The sequence below is a fragment of the Microcoleus sp. Pol14D4 genome (assembly GCF_036701245.1).
GTDB lineage: Bacteria > Cyanobacteriota > Cyanobacteriia > Cyanobacteriales > Microcoleaceae > Microcoleus.
The window spans coordinates 104,939-124,058 of record NZ_JAUBQM010000005.1 but is presented as its reverse complement, the minus strand read 5'-3'; the positions used below and the strand labels follow the sequence as shown (position 1 = coordinate 124,058).

At 45.6% G+C, this 19,120-nt stretch carries 20 protein-coding genes and 1 riboswitch; of the genes, 13 read left to right on the top strand and 7 right to left on the bottom strand.

Features of this window, described 5'->3' with window-relative positions; translation table 11 throughout:
- Positions 1-156: 156 nt before the first annotated feature.
- Positions 157-1,494, top strand: coding sequence for an ArsB/NhaD family transporter (locus tag QUA33_RS04380; protein ID WP_333146770.1), 1,338 nt, complete (start codon positions 157-159; stop codon positions 1,492-1,494).
- Positions 1,495-1,601: 107 nt separating this feature from the next.
- Here the strand turns inward: QUA33_RS04380 and QUA33_RS04375 are convergent, their stop codons facing one another.
- On the bottom strand, positions 1,602-2,795 hold the full coding sequence (locus QUA33_RS04375; RefSeq protein WP_333146768.1) for a sensor histidine kinase: 1,194 nt from the start codon (positions 2,793-2,795) through the stop codon (positions 1,602-1,604).
- A gap of 169 nt (positions 2,796-2,964) precedes the next feature.
- Positions 2,965-3,177, top strand: a riboswitch (cyclic di-AMP (ydaO/yuaA leader).
- A gap of 99 nt (positions 3,178-3,276) precedes the next feature.
- Between QUA33_RS04375 and ntrB the strand changes: the two genes are divergently transcribed.
- From ntrB to QUA33_RS04355, 4 genes are all read left to right on the top strand, one after another.
- Positions 3,277-4,125: a nitrate ABC transporter permease gene (ntrB, locus tag QUA33_RS04370; protein ID WP_333146766.1), complete on the top strand. Its 849-nt coding sequence runs from the start codon at positions 3,277-3,279 to the stop codon at positions 4,123-4,125.
- 117 nt (positions 4,126-4,242) lie between these two features.
- On the top strand, positions 4,243-5,673 hold the full coding sequence (locus QUA33_RS04365) for an ABC transporter substrate-binding protein (RefSeq protein WP_333146764.1): 1,431 nt from the start codon (positions 4,243-4,245) through the stop codon (positions 5,671-5,673).
- Positions 5,674-5,781: 108 nt separating this feature from the next.
- On the top strand, positions 5,782-6,621 hold the full coding sequence (locus QUA33_RS04360; RefSeq protein ID WP_333146763.1) for a nitrate ABC transporter ATP-binding protein: 840 nt from the start codon (positions 5,782-5,784) through the stop codon (positions 6,619-6,621).
- 46 nt (positions 6,622-6,667) lie between these two features.
- The gene (locus tag QUA33_RS04355; RefSeq protein WP_333146761.1) at positions 6,668-7,453 is read left to right on the top strand and encodes a universal stress protein; all 786 of its coding nucleotides are present in this window, start codon (positions 6,668-6,670) and stop codon (positions 7,451-7,453) included.
- Positions 7,454-7,665: 212 nt separating this feature from the next.
- Here the strand turns inward: QUA33_RS04355 and QUA33_RS04350 are convergent, their stop codons facing one another.
- Together QUA33_RS04350 and QUA33_RS04345 are read right to left on the bottom strand one after the other, a co-directional pair.
- Positions 7,666-7,884 carry a hypothetical protein gene (locus tag QUA33_RS04350; protein WP_333066921.1) on the bottom strand — a complete coding sequence of 73 codons (219 nt, stop codon included), beginning with the start codon at positions 7,882-7,884 and terminating at the stop codon, positions 7,666-7,668.
- A gap of 214 nt (positions 7,885-8,098) precedes the next feature.
- On the bottom strand, positions 8,099-10,042 hold the full coding sequence (locus QUA33_RS04345) for a S9 family peptidase (RefSeq protein ID WP_333146760.1): 1,944 nt from the start codon (positions 10,040-10,042) through the stop codon (positions 8,099-8,101).
- Positions 10,043-10,121: 79 nt separating this feature from the next.
- On the opposite strand from QUA33_RS04345, the gene QUA33_RS04340 reads away from it, so the two are divergent.
- The 4 genes from QUA33_RS04340 to QUA33_RS04325 all read left to right on the top strand — a co-directional run bounded on the left by QUA33_RS04340 (position 10,122) and on the right by QUA33_RS04325 (position 13,190).
- Positions 10,122-11,045: a nucleoside hydrolase gene (locus QUA33_RS04340; protein WP_333146758.1), complete on the top strand. Its 924-nt coding sequence runs from the start codon at positions 10,122-10,124 to the stop codon at positions 11,043-11,045.
- A 141-nt stretch (positions 11,046-11,186) separates the two neighbouring features.
- Entirely contained in the window at positions 11,187-12,545 is a 1,359-nt protein-coding gene (locus tag QUA33_RS04335) for a DUF3370 domain-containing protein (RefSeq protein ID WP_333146756.1), read from the top strand.
- 119 nt (positions 12,546-12,664) lie between these two features.
- The gene (locus QUA33_RS04330) at positions 12,665-13,048 is read left to right on the top strand and encodes a VanZ family protein (RefSeq protein ID WP_333146754.1); all 384 of its coding nucleotides are present in this window, start codon (positions 12,665-12,667) and stop codon (positions 13,046-13,048) included.
- Entirely contained in the window at positions 13,014-13,190 is a 177-nt protein-coding gene (locus QUA33_RS04325; protein ID WP_333146753.1) for a hypothetical protein, read from the top strand. The genes QUA33_RS04330 and QUA33_RS04325 overlap by 35 nt, the downstream gene beginning before the upstream one ends.
- 211 nt (positions 13,191-13,401) lie before the next feature.
- Here the strand turns inward: QUA33_RS04325 and QUA33_RS04320 are convergent, their stop codons facing one another.
- Positions 13,402-14,973 carry a DUF4335 domain-containing protein gene (locus tag QUA33_RS04320; RefSeq protein WP_333146751.1) on the bottom strand — a complete coding sequence of 524 codons (1,572 nt, stop codon included), beginning with the start codon at positions 14,971-14,973 and terminating at the stop codon, positions 13,402-13,404.
- A gap of 122 nt (positions 14,974-15,095) precedes the next feature.
- A complete protein-coding gene (locus tag QUA33_RS04315) occupies positions 15,096-15,701 on the bottom strand; it encodes a DUF3038 domain-containing protein (protein WP_333146749.1) in 606 nt (201 codons plus the stop codon).
- Between the two features lie 376 nt (positions 15,702-16,077).
- Here QUA33_RS04315 and QUA33_RS04310 point away from each other — a divergent pair, with 376 nt between their 5' ends.
- The 4 genes from QUA33_RS04310 (at position 16,078) to QUA33_RS04295 (ending at position 18,005) form a co-directional block, all read left to right on the top strand.
- The gene (locus QUA33_RS04310) at positions 16,078-16,290 is read left to right on the top strand and encodes a helix-turn-helix domain-containing protein (RefSeq protein ID WP_242715747.1); all 213 of its coding nucleotides are present in this window, start codon (positions 16,078-16,080) and stop codon (positions 16,288-16,290) included.
- Positions 16,280-16,549: a hypothetical protein gene (locus tag QUA33_RS04305; RefSeq protein WP_333146747.1), complete on the top strand. Its 270-nt coding sequence runs from the start codon at positions 16,280-16,282 to the stop codon at positions 16,547-16,549. Before QUA33_RS04310 ends, QUA33_RS04305 begins: the two co-directional genes overlap by 11 nt.
- A gap of 306 nt (positions 16,550-16,855) precedes the next feature.
- The gene (locus QUA33_RS04300) at positions 16,856-17,167 is read left to right on the top strand and encodes a hypothetical protein (RefSeq protein ID WP_333146745.1); all 312 of its coding nucleotides are present in this window, start codon (positions 16,856-16,858) and stop codon (positions 17,165-17,167) included.
- A 550-nt stretch (positions 17,168-17,717) separates the two neighbouring features.
- Positions 17,718-18,005, top strand: a complete 288-nt coding sequence (locus tag QUA33_RS04295) for a transposase (RefSeq protein ID WP_333146822.1) — start codon at positions 17,718-17,720, stop codon at positions 18,003-18,005.
- Between the two features lie 6 nt (positions 18,006-18,011).
- Here the strand turns inward: QUA33_RS04295 and QUA33_RS04290 are convergent, their stop codons facing one another.
- Together QUA33_RS04290 and QUA33_RS04285 are read right to left on the bottom strand one after the other, a co-directional pair.
- Positions 18,012-18,815: a hypothetical protein gene (locus QUA33_RS04290; protein WP_015176537.1), complete on the bottom strand. Its 804-nt coding sequence runs from the start codon at positions 18,813-18,815 to the stop codon at positions 18,012-18,014.
- 39 nt (positions 18,816-18,854) lie between these two features.
- The gene (locus QUA33_RS04285; protein WP_041622530.1) at positions 18,855-19,100 is read right to left on the bottom strand and encodes a hypothetical protein; all 246 of its coding nucleotides are present in this window, start codon (positions 19,098-19,100) and stop codon (positions 18,855-18,857) included.
- Between the last annotated feature and the right edge of the window lie 20 nt (positions 19,101-19,120).

Sequence of the window (19,120 nt, the reverse complement as noted above, 5' to 3'; positions counted from 1 at the left end):
TTTTTTCCCTGTACCGGAAAGCTCTTGATGAGTTGCTCCCAGCTTGTGGCTGCCAAAATCAGCACTTAAATTTATTGACAGAAGAGCCAGAAAGTAGTATATTCACTCGAACCGAAAGTTTTTAATTTTTAAGTTTTATTTTTTTCAGGGGACTAAATGGAAAACCTGCAAGCTGTGATTGCTGCAACAACATTTATATGTGTGATTTTCTTAATAATTACAGAATGGATACACCTCACAGTTGCGGCATTTCTTGGAGCGGTAATTCTGGTTTTTACCCACGTGATGACGTTAAACAACGCGATCGAATATATCGGTCGGAGTCACGCCACCCTGGGCTTATTTTTCGGAGTCATGGTAATGGTAAGAGCCTTTGAGCCTACCAAAGTATTCGACTACTTGGCAACTCAAATGGTTCTTTTGGCGAAAGGTAAAGGCAAAAATCTCTTGCTGGGTATTGTCGGGATTACTACGCCAATTTGTGCAGTTTTGCCCAATGCCACGACAGTCATGCTGCTAGCACCATTAATTCCGCCAATGGCAGAAGAAGTCGGTGTAGATTTTGTGCCGTTACTGATTTTAATGGTATTTGTGGCTAACAGTTCGGGACTGCTGACAATCGTGGGCGATCCGGCGACATTCATTGTCGGCGATGCTATTAACATGAGCTTTGCAGATTACCTGATAAAGTTAAGTTTGGGCGGGGCAATTGCCGTAGGAGTGATAGTAGTTATGTTGCCTTGGCTGTTCAGCGAAATTTGGCACAAAAACTTAGAGGATTTGGAACATTTGCCGAACCCAAAAATTAATCACCCGCGAGTCTTAGCAGTGGGCGGTTTAATTATAACTTTCGTGCTGACATTTTTTGTCATAGGAGAGTCTCTGCCCGTGCCTATTTCACCGGCAGCGGTTGCTTTGTTGGGGGCTGCTTTGGCAATGCTTTTAGCTCACCATTCCAAAATTGATTCTGTTAATAATATTTTGCGGGATTTAGATTGGAGCACGCTGCTATTTTTTATGTCTATCTTTGTGCTGATTGGCGGTTTGGAAAAAACCGGAGTTATCGGCAATATATCTGGAGTATTAGCAGTAATTTTAGGGAAGAATATTTTTCTGGGTTCTTTAGTTTTGTTATTTTTTGTGGGTTTGTTGTCGAGTGTGGTGCCAAATATTCCGCTGGTAGTGGCGATGGTGCCGCTGCTAAAACAGTATGTTGTTAATATCGGGCTCGCACCGGCAGAGGTGCTGGCTCCCGATTTTGCAGGGCAGTTTCCACCTGCTGTGCTGCCGCTGTTTTATGCGATGATGTACGGAGCAACTTTAGGCGGAAACGGCACTTTGGTAGGAGCTTCTTCTAATATAGTGGCGGCGGGAATTTCTGAACTGCACGGGCGCCGCATTTCTTTTCAAACTTTTCTGCGTTATGGGCTGCCTGTGATGGCGGTGCAATTGGTGGCTGCGGCTGTTTATGTAACTATTCGATTTCTGATTTGAAGAAGTAATTAGTCATTAGTCATTGGGCATTGAGCATTAGTTATTGGTCATCAGTCATTAGTTAACAGTCAACAGTTAACAGTCAACAGTTAACAGTTAACAGTAATCTAAAATCCATCCAATTCTAAGGGAAAAATTACCGTGAAGGAGGAGCCAACTCCTACTTCAGAAACTAATTCGATTTTACCTTGCAAGAGGTTGACTAATCGAGCGACAATAGCTAGCCCTAAGCCCGTACTGTCAGGCATCACAGAACCCAGGGAGGTGTTGACGCGAAAAAATGGCTGAAAAATCCGATCGCAGTCTTCTGAAGCAATGCCAATTCCTGTATCGGTGATGCAGATACTCCAATGTTGGTCGCGCAATAATTCGGTTTTTATGGTAATAGTACCAGCTTGGGTGTAGCGAATGGCGTTGCTCGCCAAGTTGCTGATAATTTGCTGCAAGCGCAAGTAATCTGTCATAACTCGATCGAGAACCGGATCGCACTCAACGGCAATCTCTAAATTTTTGGCTTTCGCCAAAGGCTCGATTATTTCGACAACCGTGCCGATCGCCGATCGCACATTTGTAGCACTTAGCTGCAATTTTATGCGTCCCGCGTCGTACCGCGAGATTTCGAGAGTATCGTTAATTAATCTAAGTAATAGTCTGCCGTTGTTGAGGACTTTATCAATATGTGCCAAATTGGGAGCCGAATCTTTAACTCTAGGATTGTTTATTTGGCGCAAAAACAATTCTGAGTAGCCAATAATAGAGGTAAGGGGGGTTTTCAATTCGTGAGCTAAGTGAGATAGACTCTCTTGACTGGCGCGAAGTAAGCGAGTCAGCTCTTGATTTGTAAGTTGCAATTGGTTTTGCAATTCCAGTAGTTCTTGGAATCTTGCCTGGGTATAGGTTTTGAAACATTTAGCAATTGCTTCGTCGAGTACAGTGTCAATTAAGCGGTAAGCTCGGTTCACTTCAACGGCTGAGCCTTTTAACAATTCTGGCTCTATAGCCTCGAAAATGACCCTCCGCAGCAAGCGGTATTCCCGCGCAATTTCTTCGGCATCGTAGCCTTGTTGTGCCCTGACAGTCCCGTGTTCTAAGCTTTCTTCTACGACTGTCCGAATGTCGCTTTCTTCTGATTGTGACAGGATAGTTACGATCGCTTGCAGTACGATGGGAAGGCTGTCGCGCACGGAATCGTAGGTGAGTTGCTTGGCGGTTTCGATTTCCTCGTCGCCGCGAACAGCTTCGATCCAGTTTTCGGTAATTATATCAATTTGATCTTGTAACGCTTGGCTAAAATCTATCATTGCTTTTATATAAATCAAGTAAGCGATCGCATTTTATATCTCTAGGTTAGTTTAATAGTTAACTTTTTGAATTTTCTCTCAACATTTGAGCTTCGCCGATCGTTAAGAGCTACTTCTAAAGACATATTGACAAAATTAAATGGTCGTGCTAGCTTAAGTTGAATTGGCTTAAAACGTCAAGCCTAATCCACCAATGCGCGATCGAACCAAGCGTGTGGCTGGAGCGGAGGAACCAATTTTCGGGGCTAATCTCTACAGAATTAAAAAGCAAAGTTAAAAAGTGCCAAATTTGAGTGTAGTTTTTGATTTTGAAATCTAAGGAGAAGGACATCTCTCAGTCCTAGCCCGTCAGCTAACTTCGCAGGCATTGAGAAGAGACTGAAAAGCCAAATTTCTGAAAAAGATTGTTTGGCTTCGTCAGTGTCTCAGGTTGGTATTGTTCAAGATTCTTGTACCTGCCCTGACTCTGAAGGAGATTGAAATGTTCATACAGCTTAATTTATCTGCGATCGCAGTTGCAGGAGTTGCAACGTGGAAGCGGGTCAAACCCGTTGTTATCCGAGATGCAGTTTTGTTGCCTGCGGCTGGTTTTTTGGGAATTCTTGGTGTGTGGTGGATTGTTGCCAGCTTCAACAGCGATTTGATTCCCACTCCCTATCAGGCGTTAATCGCTAATTTAGATTACATATTCCATCCATTTTATCAGCGCGGGCCTGGAGATTTAGGCATTGGCTGGCTGCTGCTAGCGAGTTTGCGACGGGTGTTGGTGGGATTTTTGCTGGGTGCAGCAGTTGCGATTCCCGTGGGATTTCTCATCGGGATGTCGAAACCGGCAATGATGGCGCTCAATCCGCTGATTCAAATCTTCAAACCGGTGTCGCCGCTAGCGTGGCTGCCGATAGCTTTATCGATTTTTAATTTAGCAGAGCCGTCGGCAATTTTTGTCATATTTATCACGTCTTTGTGGCCGACAATTATCAACACAGCTTTGGGAGTTTCTAGCGTTTCCCAAGATTATCTGGATGTGGCGCGAGTGTTGGAAATGCCGCGCTGGAGGCGGATTACCAAGATAATTTGGCCGGCGAGTTTGCCATACATTTTTACAGGTTTGCGGATTAGTTTAGGGATTGCTTGGCTGGTGATTGTGGCGGTGGAAATGCTGACAGGCGGTGTGGGAATTGGCTTTTTTGTCTGGGATGAGTGGAGCCGTTTGAATCTGAGTTCGGTATTTTTAGCGGTGTTTGTAATTGGCTTAACTGGATTGTTGCTCGACGCTACGGTTGACAAAGTTCAGGAATTGGTAACGCATCGATCTATCCAGAATCATTAGTCATTAGTCAGTTGGCAGTTGGCAATTGTTAGGAAAGCAGTTGTCAGTTGTCAGTTGTCAACAGTTAACAGTCAACAGTCAACAGTCAACAGTTAACAGTCATTAGTCAAATTAAATATGAGTGACAAGTTTTCCAATGAATGGAAGCGCCGCGAGTTTTTGCAAGGAATGGGCTCGGTGGCGGCGGGAATGGCTTTATCTGGTTGTGGAATTAGCGCGGATCGATCGGCAAAAGGACTCACAGAAGAAGCCTCAGCCGTAAAGCCGGTAGTCGATTCCCGAACCTTAGAAAAACCAAATTTAACCGTAGGATACGTGCCGGTTAACGATTGTGCACCATTTGCGATCGCCTGGAAAAAAGGCTTTTTCCGCAAATACGGTTTAAACGTCCAACTCAACCGCGAAGCTAGCTGGGCAACTTCTCGCGACGGCGTAATCTTCGGCCGCCTCGACGCCTCCCCAGTCGTATCCGGCGCCGTCACAAACGCCCGAGTTGGCGCCGAAGGAGCGCGCCACGCACCCCTGTGCGCGGCAATGACAATTCACCGCCACGGCAACGCCATGACTATGAACAAAGCTATGTGGGATTTCGGTTTGCGCCCGTGGCACGAATACAACGGCAATTTGGAAGAATTTGGCAAACAATTTCGAGCCTTTTTTGACAGTCAGGCACCGGAAAACAGGGTTTGGGCAGTGGTTCTGAGTTCTGCGATTTACGAATACTTTGTCCGCTACATATCGGCGGCTGCCGGTGTCGATCCGTTCAAAGAATTTCGGGTAATTATTGTGCCGCCGCCGCAGATGGTAACCAACATCAGGATTGGCGCCATGCAGGCTTACATGGTGGCCGAACCTTGGAATACGCGGGCAATTCAAGGCAATTTGGGAGTGGGTTTTACCTTCGTGCAAGGCAAGGAAGTTTGGCTGGGACATCCCGATCGCCTTTTGGGAGTAATGGAATCATTCATTGAGGAAAATCCCAAGACTTATTACTCGCTGGTTAAGGCAATGGTGGAAGCTTGTCAGTATTGCAGCAAGCCGGAAAATCGCAGTGAAATATCGGCGCTGCTGACTGAGCGATCGTTTACGGGGGCGAGACCGAAAAAAGGGGCGATCGACAAATTTACGCGACCGGCAATAGTTGGGGACTACAACTATGGAGGGTTTGACGGAAAAGACCGCATCCTACAATCGGAAGATGCAACTATTTTCTATGACATTCCTAAGAATTTGCCTCAAATACCGGGAAATCATTCAACATTTCTGTGGCAGTCTCAGAGTATTTGGTTGATGACTCAAGCCGCTCGCTGGGGACAGATTAAAGAAGTTCCAAAAAATGCTGAGGAATTAGCTAAAAAAGCTTGGAGAACCGACATTTACCGCAAGATTGTTGCCGAAATGGGGATCGATTGTCCCCAGGAGGATTACCAAGTGGAACCTGCGGAACTTTTTATTGATAAAAAGGCATTCGATCCAAGCGATCCGGTGGGTTATTTGAATAGTTTTGAAATTCGAGCCAACCGTCCTCAGTCTTTTTTTCAGTCTTAATTTCTACATTCCTGAACGCAGAACCTCTGCGAGGTGGCGAACCTTACCGGCGCTTACCCAAGCGGAAGGAAATCAAATTAACACTTTACTACTTTTTAGGAGAATACCGTGACTCAATACTTTTCTACTTCTATCGAAGCCAGCAGCCAAGTCAAGAAGCAGCCTGAATTTTTGGAAATTAACAACTTGTTCAAGTCGTATAAAAATCCTGACGGTAGCGAATTTAGCGTTTTGGACAATATCAATTTAAGTATTGGAGAAAACGAATATATTTCGGTAATCGGTCACTCGGGCTGTGGCAAATCAACGCTGCTAAAAATAGTGGCTGGTTTGGAAAAACAGAGCAGGGGTATGGTGACACTGGAAGGAAAAGAAATTCGCAAACCGGGAGCCGATCGCATGATGGTATTCCAGCACTACGGATTGCTGCCTTGGCTGACAGTGCGGGAAAATATTCGGCTGGCCGTTGATGAAGTTTTGCAAAGTCTTAGCCGCGCGGAGAAGATTAGTCTTGTCAACGAACACCTAGCAATGGTAAACTTAACGGCAGCAGCCGATAAATATCCAGACGAAATTTCAGGAGGCATGAAACAGCGGGTTGGGATTGCGCGAGCTTTGGCGATTCGACCGAAAATGTTATTAATGGACGAACCGTTTGGAGCGCTGGATGCTCTAACTCGCGGCAAGTTGCAGAAACAGGTGCTGGATATCTGGGAAAATCACAGACAAGCTGCAATGATGATTACTCACGATGTGGATGAAGCTATCTATATGTCCGATCGCATTGTGCTGATGACAAACGGTCCGGCAGCGACAATAGGAGAGATTTTGTCAGTGCCGTTTTCGCACCCGCGCGATCGCCAGGAGTTGCGGGAATCGAAGGATTATTACGAACTCCGCAACTATGCTTTGAATTTTCTCGATCGCTACTTTACTCAAGACGAATAACACCCGACCGATCGACATAACAATTCACTTAAGAGAGGTTAAGCCTGTGAATCTCAAAACAATGTTAGCGCGTTTTGAAAGTGCATTGGGATACCAAAATTTAGCAGAAGAAATGGTATTGCTGCCGGAGCAAACATTACCAGTTTCTAAGAAATCAAAATCCCCAAAACAGGCAAAAACTATCAATTTTATTGTCGGTTACAACAGTTCTCCCCAAAGTCAAATAGCTCTGGATATTACCCTTTGGATGGCGCATCAAACTCGTTTAGTAACAACTAAAGAAGTCACGGTTCAAGTCGTCTACGTGATCGACGAATCGCCAAAAAGTTACGGTGAAGATAATTGCAAATTTGCTGTAGCAAATGCCTTGGTCGCACAGCAGAAAGTGTCTAATTTAGAGGAAGCATTCGCCCTTAATTGTGCAGCGCCTGCGCTGGCTTTACAAACCGAAATCTCATCGGTATCCCAGCAAAAAAGTTGGATCGATCCGCATTATTTTCGAGAAATTTTTGGTCAAAAAAATGAGTACGAGGTAGCAGATAAGTTGCTGTGGCAAGCGCGCTGTTTGGCTGAGGAGTGGCGCGGTTTATTCAAAGCTCATTTACGCATCGGGCGGGTTGCTACAGAACTGAGAAATGTGGTTGAATTAGAATCAGCCAACTTACTTTTCTTGGGCTGCGATTCGGGAAACCACTCGCTGGTTAGGGAACTAGGCAATAATTTTCCGTGCTGCGTACTCGGGATTCCTTCGGCACTCAGCTATCAGATGGAGGTTCAGCCTGAAGAAAGTTTGAGTAAGTTACAGTTGGCTACAACTATACCTGCACATTAAACTGGTTGAGCACTTACGCAAAACTATATGTAAGGTTCGCAGTGCAAACCCTACCGCTATAAATTCGCGCGCCAAACATTTTTTTGCGTAAGTTCTATGTCGATAAAAGATTAACAATAGTTTTCTCGCTCGAAGTTCCAACTAACAGACAAGTGGGACTTTTTTTGATTATTGAGATGTTTAAAATTTCTCTTAAGGAAAAATGTCGTCACTTACCTGAGCATAGACAATTCGTTAACTAATTTTATCCTTCCCCGGCACACAGAGCGCAGCAGCCGATCGATCGAGCGTTTGTCTTCCTCAGTCAAATTTTCGTCAAAAATAGCAGCCATCAAACCATACCTATCGGCTAGAGTAATGTAGCCATTTTGATTCACTTCGGCAAACAGCTCGGCCAAAGCAGATGGAATCAGGTGGACAGGAGTTTGCATAGCGATTGAGTCTAAATTCGACGATCGCGCGATCGGGCGTTTCTGCATTAACAAAAGGCGATCGCACTATAAAAATTTATAGCTCTATTGCCTTTAAAGGTGTGACAATAAACAGCAAAATTTGTGAAGTAAATCACATTTGAAATTGGCGAATTATGATAAAGTGGGCAGGTGCGTTTGATGGAAGACCGAGCAACTACAAACTTAATGTTTTCTAAAGATTGAAAATCACCACTTCCTCCACAGGTTCAGCTAACTCAAACTTAAACACCCGCGAATAGAAATAGAATTCGCCGTCAAGAGTTCTTTTGATATTTTCAGCGCGGCGAAAACCGTGCTGTTCCCCTTCATAAGCAACATAAGCAACCGGCAAACCTTTAGCTTTCAATATCTCTACCATCATTTCCGCTTGATTGGGCGGAACCACTTTATCTTCTAATCCTTGAAAGAAGATGACGGGACAAGATAAACGTTCGGCAGAATGAATCGGCGAACGAGCTACATACAAATCTTTTCTTTCAGGATAAGGCCCAATCAATCCATCCAGATAGCGCGCTTCAAACTTGTGAGTATCCGTTGCCAAAGCTTCCAAATCGCTAACTCCATAATAGCTCGCACCGGCCTTAAACACATCGCGGAAAGTAAGAGCGCACAGAGTAGTGTACCCCCCTGCGCTGCCTCCGGCGATCGCCATTTTTTCGCCATCAACTAAACCCTTTTCAGCTAAATATTTAGCACCGTTAGCGCAGTCGTCAACATCGACAATTCCCCAACTATCTTGCAGCCTTTTTCTGTATTCTCGGCCGTAACCAGTGCTGCCGCCGTAATTAACATCGAGCACGGCAAAACCGCGACTCGTCCAATATTGAATTTTCAAATTCATGCTACTAGAAGTAGCAGCAGTTGGGCCGCCGTGGCTTTTAACAACAAGCGGCGGTTTTTCACCTGCAGGTGCTGCGAAATCTTGATTTTTCGGAGGATAGAAGAAACCGAAAGCAGTCAAATTGTTTTCCGTGGGGAATTCAATCGGTTCAGGTACTGAAAGATAACCCGCATTGATGCTTAAGTTGCTCGATTGGCGCAATATTTCTAGTTTATTTGTTGCTAGATTTAGTTGTACAATAGCAGTAGATTCAGTCGGCGAACCTGCCATAAAAACAACAGTTTCTCCCCGGCCTCTGACAGACGAAATATCAGTGTATGGTGTCTCAATATTTGTCAAATGCTTTGTCGTTAAATCAAGACTCGCTAAATACCACAGGCCTTGCTGAGTGTAGGTGCAAATAATTTTGCTTTCCGAGACAACGGTATAAGTAGACATTCCAAAAACCCACTGAGGAAGTCCGAATTCAGCCGCCATTTCGCACAGAGGTTCGACCTCTTGCTGTTCCCTCGACAAGCGGGGATTGACAGTTCTGTAGAAATTCCACCAGTTGGACTTGTCAGAAACAAAATACAAAACTCCATCTGGCGACCATTCCGGTTGAAAAATTGACTCCTCAACCCCGCCAGCAACTAAGTATTTTTCACCTAAATAACCGTCAGCATTAATTTCTGCCACCCACAATTCTGTGCCATCCCACGGCATATTTGGATGGTTCCAACAAATCCAGGAAAGTTGAGAACCGTCTGGACTTAAACGAGGGGAAGCATAAAAATCATTGCCCTGAGTTAAGATTTGAATATCTTCGCCGTTATCTAAATTAATGCTAACAAGAGTATTGACAGGTTCGCCCTCACCTGCATGGTCTTCGCGCACGCAAATCAGGCGATTTCTTTGCTTGTCAACTATCGCATCTGCATAGCGAGAATTAGCAGTAGGTGTCAGAGGTTCTGGTTGAGAATTTAATGTTTGAGTATAAATACGTTGGTCGGCAAAATTAGAAAAATAGACAACACCGCCAGCAACTGCAAACGAAGCGCCGCCGTATTCGTTAACGCGAGTGCGAACATTAAAAGGATGCGGTGTCACGTCGCTAATTTTACCATCTGGAGTGCGCCGCACGAGGACGCTTCTTCCCGCTTCCGAAGGTCTTCCCTCAACCCAGTAAATATCATCGCCGTCAATAGCAATTTGTCCGAGTCCGACAGTTCCAGAAACAATTAAATCGGAAGAAATAGGCGATTTCCAAGAGCCGTAAGGTGATACTTTATTCATATAGTTGAGGCAGTTGTGTTTCTCGCACAAAAAAATTAATATTTGTACTTTACACTACTTCAGTCACTGGGGAAGCAAAATGTCCAAAAAACTCGTACTCATGGATCACGACGGTGCAGTTGACGACTATCTCTCAGTCGTGTTGCTGATGACAATGGAGGAAGTCGAAACTCTGGGAGTAATTGTAACTCCTGCGGACTGCTACATTCAACCGGCTGTGAGTGCAACGCGCAAAATCCTCGATTTGATGGGGCGTTCAGAAGTTCCAGTGGCGGCGAGTACGGTGCGGGGACTGAATCCATTTCCGGTGTTATTTAGGCGAGATTCCTTTGCAGTCGATCGACTTCCCATTCTAAATGAAAAAGGAACCATTGACACGCGGTTAATATCAGAACCCGGACAAAACTTTATGGTGCGAGTTTTGCAAGATGCAGCCGCACCAGTCACATTAATGGTAACGGGGCCGTTAACAACAGTAGCGCAAGCTTTAGATATCGCGCCAGAAATTGAAAGCAAAATTCAAGAAATTGTCTGGATGGGAGGCGCCCTCAATGTTATCGGCAATGTTAGCAAAGATATGGAACCAGGACAAGATATGTCGGCGGAATGGAATGCTTACTGGGACCCGATAGCAATCGAGAGAATTTGGCAAACACAAATTCCCGTTGTCATGTGTCCTTTAGACATCACAAATAAGGTACCGCTGACTGTCGAATTTTCTAATATCTTAGCAAAACAGCGCAAATATCCAATTTCCGACTTAGCAGGACAGTGTTATGCCCTCGCAATATCTCAAGATTACTATTTTTGGGACATTTTGGCAACCGCTTATTTAGCGCATCCAGAATTTTATCAACTGCGAGAATGGGAAACCGAAATTATTACCGAAGGCCTCAGCCAAGGACGCACAAAAGTTAAAAGTGGAGGGCGAAAAATTCAAGCAATGGATAAAGTAGACACCGCAAAATTTTACAATTACATATTACAACAGTGGGCGCGGTAAACCTCACAATATTTGCTAGGGACGGTGGGCGAAATCTCCGTACAAAACCCGCCCTGACGCAAATATTTACGGGTTCTTCTCTTCCCTCTCTTCCTCTGCGTCCTCTGCGCCCTCTGCGGTAAAAAAAACTCATCTCAAAAAATGCTGCCAATTCTATCAATTATCCCCTTAGCCCAAACCCCTCCCGCACCTCAAGAAATCCTCCAAATCCAAGAAGTGCGACCACTCCCCGGAGAGTTAGACAACATACCAGTATTTAACAGCAACAGTCCAGAATTAGTGCTGCAAGAAGGAATTTTGCTTTCGACATTTCCCCCAGATGGGAAAAGATTTCCGGCGGCACATTTAAACTTTCCGTTTCAAGGACGTTTCGACATATTTGCCCATCACATAGCCCGCGCACCTTCCCCGGAAGATTTACGAACATTGTATCAAGGAGTAATTGTTTATAATCCGGGCAATAAACCTGTAACATTAGATATATTGCAAGCTGCGAGTTATCTCAGTCAACCCGATGCACCTTTTATTGAATTGCCGCCACAAGTCGATAATTCAAACAGTAATATTTACGCGGGGCCGGGAAGTCGCGCTGTGAATGATATTCTCAGAGGAAGGAGACAGTCTGACTTTGAGCCGCAGTTAATTATTCCACCGGGAAAAAGCGAACTGTTGATGAATCATCCGATACCGGTGCGGGGATTGGTACCGCCGCTAAACGGTCGATCGACCTTGATGCGGTTGCGGAGCGATGGTATAGTCTATGTTGCCAGTCTGGCGATGTTTGCCCGAGTTGACGCAGAGGGAAACGGACAGGGAAACGAGCGATCGCCCAACTTAGCAGAATGGCAAAACTTATTAGACAATGGTAATATAGCCGGGCCGCGCGATCGAGCTCCCACACCGCCCGAAATCACCGAAGGTCAACTAATTTACGGCCGAGTTGCCGGTGTAGCATTAGGTTCAGAATGGCGAGCACTTCTCTCAGACAACCCCGCCACCTCAAACCTAGCAATTCCACAACCCGGAACAGCATTTTCCTACCCATTAAGCACCCTCCCGCGCGGAATGCTGGGCACAAATCAAGTGCAAAGTGCGAGGATGCTAGTCCGCTACCCAGATACAGCATACCGCGCTCACGGCAATTACGGAATTCAATACAGTCTCAGCTTGCCGCTGTACAATTTTACCAGCAAAAATCAAACTGTAACTGTCGCCATTCAAACTCCAATTAAGACAGACAAATTAGCTTCAGGAGGACTTAATTTTTTAGAACCTCCGGCACCTCAAACTTTTTTTAGGGGAACGGTTCGAGTGCGGTATACTGATGACAGTAAAGTGCCTCAAACTCGCTACGTGCATTTAGTCCAGCGGCGGGGACAGCAGGGGGAACCTTTAGTAAAACTAGAGATGAAATCGGGAGAAAAGCGATTTGTAGAAGTGGATTTTATTTATCCGCCCGATGCGTCGCCACCGCAAGTTTTGACAGTGAAAACCCATTAAATCTGAGTTGCTGCTACTGCTAGGCATACGCCTACAAATACAATACGCAATTAAAGATTTGTTTTTATTTTGGGGCGGCGCATAATTGATTTGTCCCTAGTGGGTATCCGCAAAAAAAGATGAAGTTCTCAAAAAAATTCTGGATAGTTGCTTGTTTTGTGTACGTTTTAATTCTTCTCAGTATTATGCTTTTAGCAGGTACGGGGAAATTGCTCAACTTTCCTCTCGCTCATCCGCCTTATGACAAACTAGGTCACTTTATTTTGTACGGAATAGCATCTTTTTTGTGCCATAGAGCAACAGGCAAAAAAAAGATCAATTTGTTTAATTATTCAATTCCTTTCGGTCCCGCAATTTTTACTATGTTCACTGCGGCAGAAGAAATGCTGCAAGCCATTTTACCAAATCGTACTGCTAGTATTGAAGATTTTTTATATAGTTTTTGCGGGATTGCAGTTTTTTATTGGATTGGAGAAGTTTGGGATAGAAAAAAAGGGCATTGATGATATAGAAGGAAGTTCGGAAACGGATTCGCTCGACGGATGTAACGGATGTAACGGATGTCAGGAAGAAGGTAGTTCGGCAACGGATTCGCTTTCTGAGGATGTAACGGATGTCAGTTCGATGGAAGTCGGAAGTTTCTAGAGTGCAGAATGCGAACCTGTTGACGAGTATCAACAACTTTTTTTTACTGGTGACTCTGCCCGCACGGGTTAATAGATATGTATACCACAATCGGGAGCAACTGTCAATACGCTGGCGGCGGCTACCGCAGTGAAAATTTAATTTTTTTTGAAATTGTTTAACATTAGCAATTTACCGAGATTTCCCATCTGGACAATGTGTTTGAGAGCCTTCAATCACTCTCTTCCAAAAAGGTTTGTACTCGACCGCTTGGTCGCAAAACAACTCTAATTTTCGGGTTTTTGCCATTAGAAACGGCAGAAACAAAAGGCTCGCCGGCTAATGGCATATTAGCTTGCTCGATATAATCTGCTGCTGCTTTTCCCATCGGCACAATACTTTGAACTGACCCATTTTCATCGATCAGCACGCTGTATTCCAAAGTTTGTTCCATTCCTTCTGGCGGCTTCCAGCGTTCCTCAAAGTAAGTTCTAGCTTCTGAAACTTGAGGAATTGTATCAAATAAAGTGCGGTTTTTTTGGCTCGCCGCAGCCTGGTTGTTGTCCTCGGACTCGGTGGTTGGTTGAGTGTCCTCAAGGGGTGGGAGTTCGGTACTGGCGGGGGGGACAATCGGCTCGATGGGGCTGGGGAAGGGCTGCGGCGGGGGAACGGGAAATCGGGAAGCCGACAGCGAGGGCGGCAGGGGGGGCGGTACGGTGGGAGCTAGTCTCGGCGGTAGGGGGGGCAGCACGTAGGGTACTGGTGCGGGTGCTTGGGGGGCGGAAATGGGCGGTTCTTCGGGGGCGGGAATAGTGATTGTTTGCCCTTGAGGGAAAGCTGGGGCGCTCTGTGGGGCGCTGGGTGCGCTGCCGTTGGGGGGAAATAGCAGGGGTGGCTGCTGGATGGGGCTGGGTCTGTTGGTGGGGGGATTTGGGGCGAGGGCGATGGGGGGCAAGCTGGGGCTGGGGGAGGCGGCGGTGTTGATGGGCGGGGGCGGCAGGGGCGGTAAAGTGGGTGTGGCGGCGGGTGTTGGTGCTGGGGGTGTCGGTAGGGCGGCAACAGGACTGGGGGAGACGCCGGCCGCTAACTGGGGGTTTCCTGGATCGGGGGCTGTGGCAGTTTGGGGGGAGGTGGCGGATCGATCGAGCATTTTGATAATTCCTGTCGTCAGGCCCGCGCTGGCGACCATCATTGCTGCCACCTTGAGCCAGGGGGAGGACAGCGGGCGTCGGGGCTCGCGGTTGAGGTTGGGAAGCGCCATCACTTCGGCGGCGCAGTCATCCAGTGCTGTGGCCAAGTCAAACAGTTGCAGGGTGCTCAAAGGAACTACTGGCCCGGATTCTACGGCGCTTAAAGAGCCTAAAAACAAGTTGTGGGCAAGCAAGCCGCGGGGTTCTAAGCGGGGGGGAACCGGAAGGTAGGAGGTTGGGAGAGAGTAGGGGTTTGAGGTTGCTAGTTCGGAACTGTTGACGGATCGATCGAATATGACGGCGTTACGCGCGACTTCTGGCGAGTCTGATCCCGCAGGGATACGGCCTGTTTGAGATGTGAGGTTGCTTTCCCAATCGCGGGATTCGCCGAGCAAGTTTTGGACGTAGTTGCTGACAGCTTCGTGGAGGGTTTCGAGTTGAATTCGATCGCCCCTGAGAGTAACGTGTTGGGTATCTGGCAGCCTGGGGTCGTCGAGTCGCAGCTCAAAACTTAAAGATTTAAACACCGGTTGGCCCGCCCAGCGAGATAGAGGCGAACTTTTGGCTGTGATTTCCAGCGTGCAAGTGGGGGGCGTGTACCGTTTGAGAACCATAGCAGAAAGTCTGTTGACTGTTGACTGTTGACTGTTGACTGGTGAGTGTTGACTGTTGACTGTGGTTTAATTCTTAGAGCCGAAAGTCTGTTGACTACTGACTACTGACTACTGAGTGTTGTTTAATTTTTAGCACGGTCTAGAAGAGCCAGCCAGAGGCGGCGGTGGCCGCCGGGACTGCTGTAAAACAGCAAATCGATCAGGAGTTTGAGGGCCAAATCACTCAGTTCTCGGGCCGATAAGTTTTCTGCATCTTCCATGCGCGAGCCATAAGTGTTGCTGAACCTGTCAATATAATCTCCCAACAAAGCGATTGTGTGAGGTTCGCGGTTTTGCTCTGCCATTTGTTCGAGCAAAGCAACAGCGCGGCGGATTAAAGCTTGGTGCTGTTTTGCCAAATGACAGCTTATCAAAACTAGCGATCGAGCTTCTTCCACATCGAGTTTTTTGCGCCCTCCGTGGCCTTTCCGCAGCGGGTTAGATTGGCGCAGCCGCCACAAAGCTACCCGATCGGCTACCATTGGCTCTAAATTCAGTTCGGCTGCTACCTTAAGCATCGCCTCTGAGCCAATTTCTGCCAGTGCTTCTAGGGCTAACAGCACTAAATCCAGTTGGGCTTTAATGTTGTCCAACTGGGTAGGTTCTGGTGCTTTTTGGGTCAATTCTTCCCAGTTGGGAGATGGGCCCGTTTCGTTTGTGGGAGCGGAGGACTTTACGGTCGAGCGCATGGCTTCAGCACGGGAAATTAAGACTGGTTGAGGCAGGATATCAAACAGTATGCACTGATTAAAGCTTTTGGGCCTGTGGGCAACAGCACATCTGTTAAGTTGTCTCCATAGCTCGTTGCTTTGATTCCGGCAATCCTAACTGCTGGACGGATTTGCGGGCTAAAAGTTGCGGCTTCAAGTTCGATCGATCGCAATCCGCAAAACCCATAGATTTTCACCCCTAACCATCCTACGCCACACAGTGACCGAAATCAAATCAGTGCTCTGAAACTATCGGGGCTTATATCGATCCTAGCGAGAGCGAGTGCTACTTATAGTCTGTCGCTACTTATAGTCTGTCAGACTATAGTGGTCATTGCTTCATCTGGCGCCATTTATGGATATTACGGAGCAATTTGGTAAAAAAGTTAGACATTTCAGAAAGCTCAGAAATCTTTCCCAAGATCAGCTTGCAGAACTATCGGAATTACATCGCACCTATATTGGTTCAGTTGAACGAGGTGAAAGGAATATAACGCTACTTAATGCCAGCAAAATAGCCAAGGCATTATCAGTTAGCCTAGCTGATCTGGTAATTGATGATGACTGAAAGAAGACTCGAGCAAATTTTAGCAAGATACCAAAACTCATTTACCGAAAAAATTTATGCAGAAGAGAATGAAGAACACGATATTTTAATGGATGTATTTGGTATTTCTCCAATAATAAAAAAAGAAAATAGGCAATATTGGGGACGTGAGTTAGGTATGTGTTGGCAATTGTTAGTTACTGAAACGTGTAAAACATATTGCAGTAGCTTTCAGCCAGCATTTAAAGTTGGAAGCGATGAGCCGTGCGGTGCGATCTGATTGTTGATGGGTACGCAATAGATACAAAATATCGTATTGGTTCAGGAGATTCTGGAACACTGAAGAAGTTCAAAGATTATGGCCCACTACTTCGTACTTATAATTACGAACCCGTATTTTTAATACTTAGAGAAGATAATCTGCCCGCAGCTATTACAGCGTGCCAAGTAGGGACTTGGAAAGTTTACACTGGGGACGATTCGTTTCAGTTCATAAAAACAATAAGCGGGTTTGATTTAAAGTCATTTCGTAAGGATTCAGGTGAAAAATAATTGATTGAGAGCCGAAAAATATGGTAATGTTCAGATGAGCCAAAAACCCGAGCGATCGGCAGCACTACAATTAGGAATAGTTGAGCAGTCCAGCCGTGAGGAACCGGTCAAAATTGTGCTGACTCAACAGAAGCTGATTGAAAAACTACAAGAAGAACTCGAAAAGCTCAAAGAGAGACAGCCAAGCAATAGCAAAACATCATCGAAACCCCCATTGAGCAATCTCATACAGAAATCAGAACTCGCCAAAGTTGATAACTCAAAAGAATCAGAAACAGAGCCTGCATCGCAAACCCGGAGGACAGCCGGGACATACAGCGGGAACCGCTGTAATGTGGTACAATAGATAACAATAAAATATCATTTTGTATTCAACGCTAATGAAAGCATATTCGCTCGATCTCCGATCAAAAATAGTAGCAGCACATCTGGCCCAAAAGATGTCAATTAGGAAAGTAGCCATCAGGTTTGCTGTGAGCAAAAGCCTCGTCCAAAAATTGGTGAAACAACAACAAACCGAGGGTGATTTACAGCCTAAACAGAGGGGTCAACCACAACGAGCGTCACCTGACAAATGCGGAAGCACTCATCAGAACACTGGTGGCAGAGCATCAAGATGCTACCTTGGTAGAGTTGTATGAATTATTTGCTATTAAGACGGGAAATTGGGTGAGTCGGACGGCGATGTGTCGCTACTTACAGAAATTAGGACTCAATCGTAAAAAAAAACATGGCACAGTAGCCAAGGCGGGACTGAAAGAGTCCAAAAATTCAGGGTGGAATATTGGGAAAAGATCAAAAATATCGAGCCGAAAAACTTAGTATTTTTGGATGAAACTGGTATTCTACGCTCGTTTGAGTAGAACTTATGCCCGCTCCCAGCACGGGACAAGAGTATACAAAAAAAAGCATTCTATCGGGGTGCCAAAGTCACAGATATTGGCGAAATTAGTATGAATAAAGTGTTGGCATTGATGACAAGGAATGATTCAATGGATGGACAGGCATTTGCTATATTTATTCAGCATTTTTTATGTCCTCAATTATGGGAAGGAGCGGTAGTAGTAATGGATAATTTACCCGCCCATAAATTAGCATCAATCAAAGGGGGAACTTCCGCTGATATCCTCAGCGGTTGTGCTGCCTTTTTAACTGCTGCTGACATCCTTGAATCTTCCTTTTAGTGGAGATTATCGAACAGCTTGAAGTGTTCTTTTCCCTCCCGGTATATCGCTGTTAACAACATAAAAATCTTGCGGATAAATCCACTGGGTGCCCAGGGGACCGTGAATTTGAATGCCGGTCATAACGGCATAGGTAAAAATAGATCGATCCAGGGTATCTAAAAGATGTTCGACATCCTCAGAAATAATTCGAGATGCCAATTTTGTAATTTCTATTAAATCGGGTTTATCTCCATAGGTAATGGTTGAAAGAATTTTTTGCCGAATAATTGTTTGTTCAATATCCTGCATATCCATTTCTAGCTTCAGGTGCCCCGCTGCCAACTCTTCAACAATCGCTTCTAATGCTCCACAGGCATGGGAAGCCTTTTGAATACCATCTCGATAAACCATGCCAATATCGCCATGTCTAGAAATAGCGATGTGGGGCATGGCATAAAAGGTAAAACGACGGATACCATCAACTATAGGGGTATGGTCTGTCGCAGAAGCTAACCCAGTTTTGCCCATCATCACAAATCCAGCTAAACTGCAACAATTAAAGGTTTTCCCCCAGTATCGAATTACTTCGGCGAATAGGGGTTCGGCGATTTCATCCCGACAAATTGCTATCATTCCCATCGTATTTTCATCACAAAAACCGTAGGTACTCAAGCTTTGGAACGTCTTTCTCATGTACTTGCTCATGGGTAATGCCCCTGGAAAGTGAGTAGTGAGCATTTGATGAAAAGCTGGAAACACATTAGGATCATAACCATTTAGTGTTTGGGGGATAGTTTCGCTAAGCTGATTGATAGGATTCTGGGTCATCTTTTCGCTGCTCTTAATTAACTGGTGAGATCCTTCACTTTAAACTGTTAACGGTTGCACCAATTCCTTGACAGGTGCTTCACGGTCATCTGGCTGCTGCACCCGAATCAGCCACCCTTCGGCTTGGGAGTAGTTATCTTTTTGCACTTGTTTAATAGCTTGTTTGAAGTTCAACTGTACGCCCCAAACATCGCTCGTGAAGCGCTTTTCTTGCTTCATTTTGTCGAAGAACCCGACTGCTTCGGGGTGAGATAAACCACCTTCGGTTTTAGCAATAGAGAGCATTACGTCATTAGTCAGGCAGT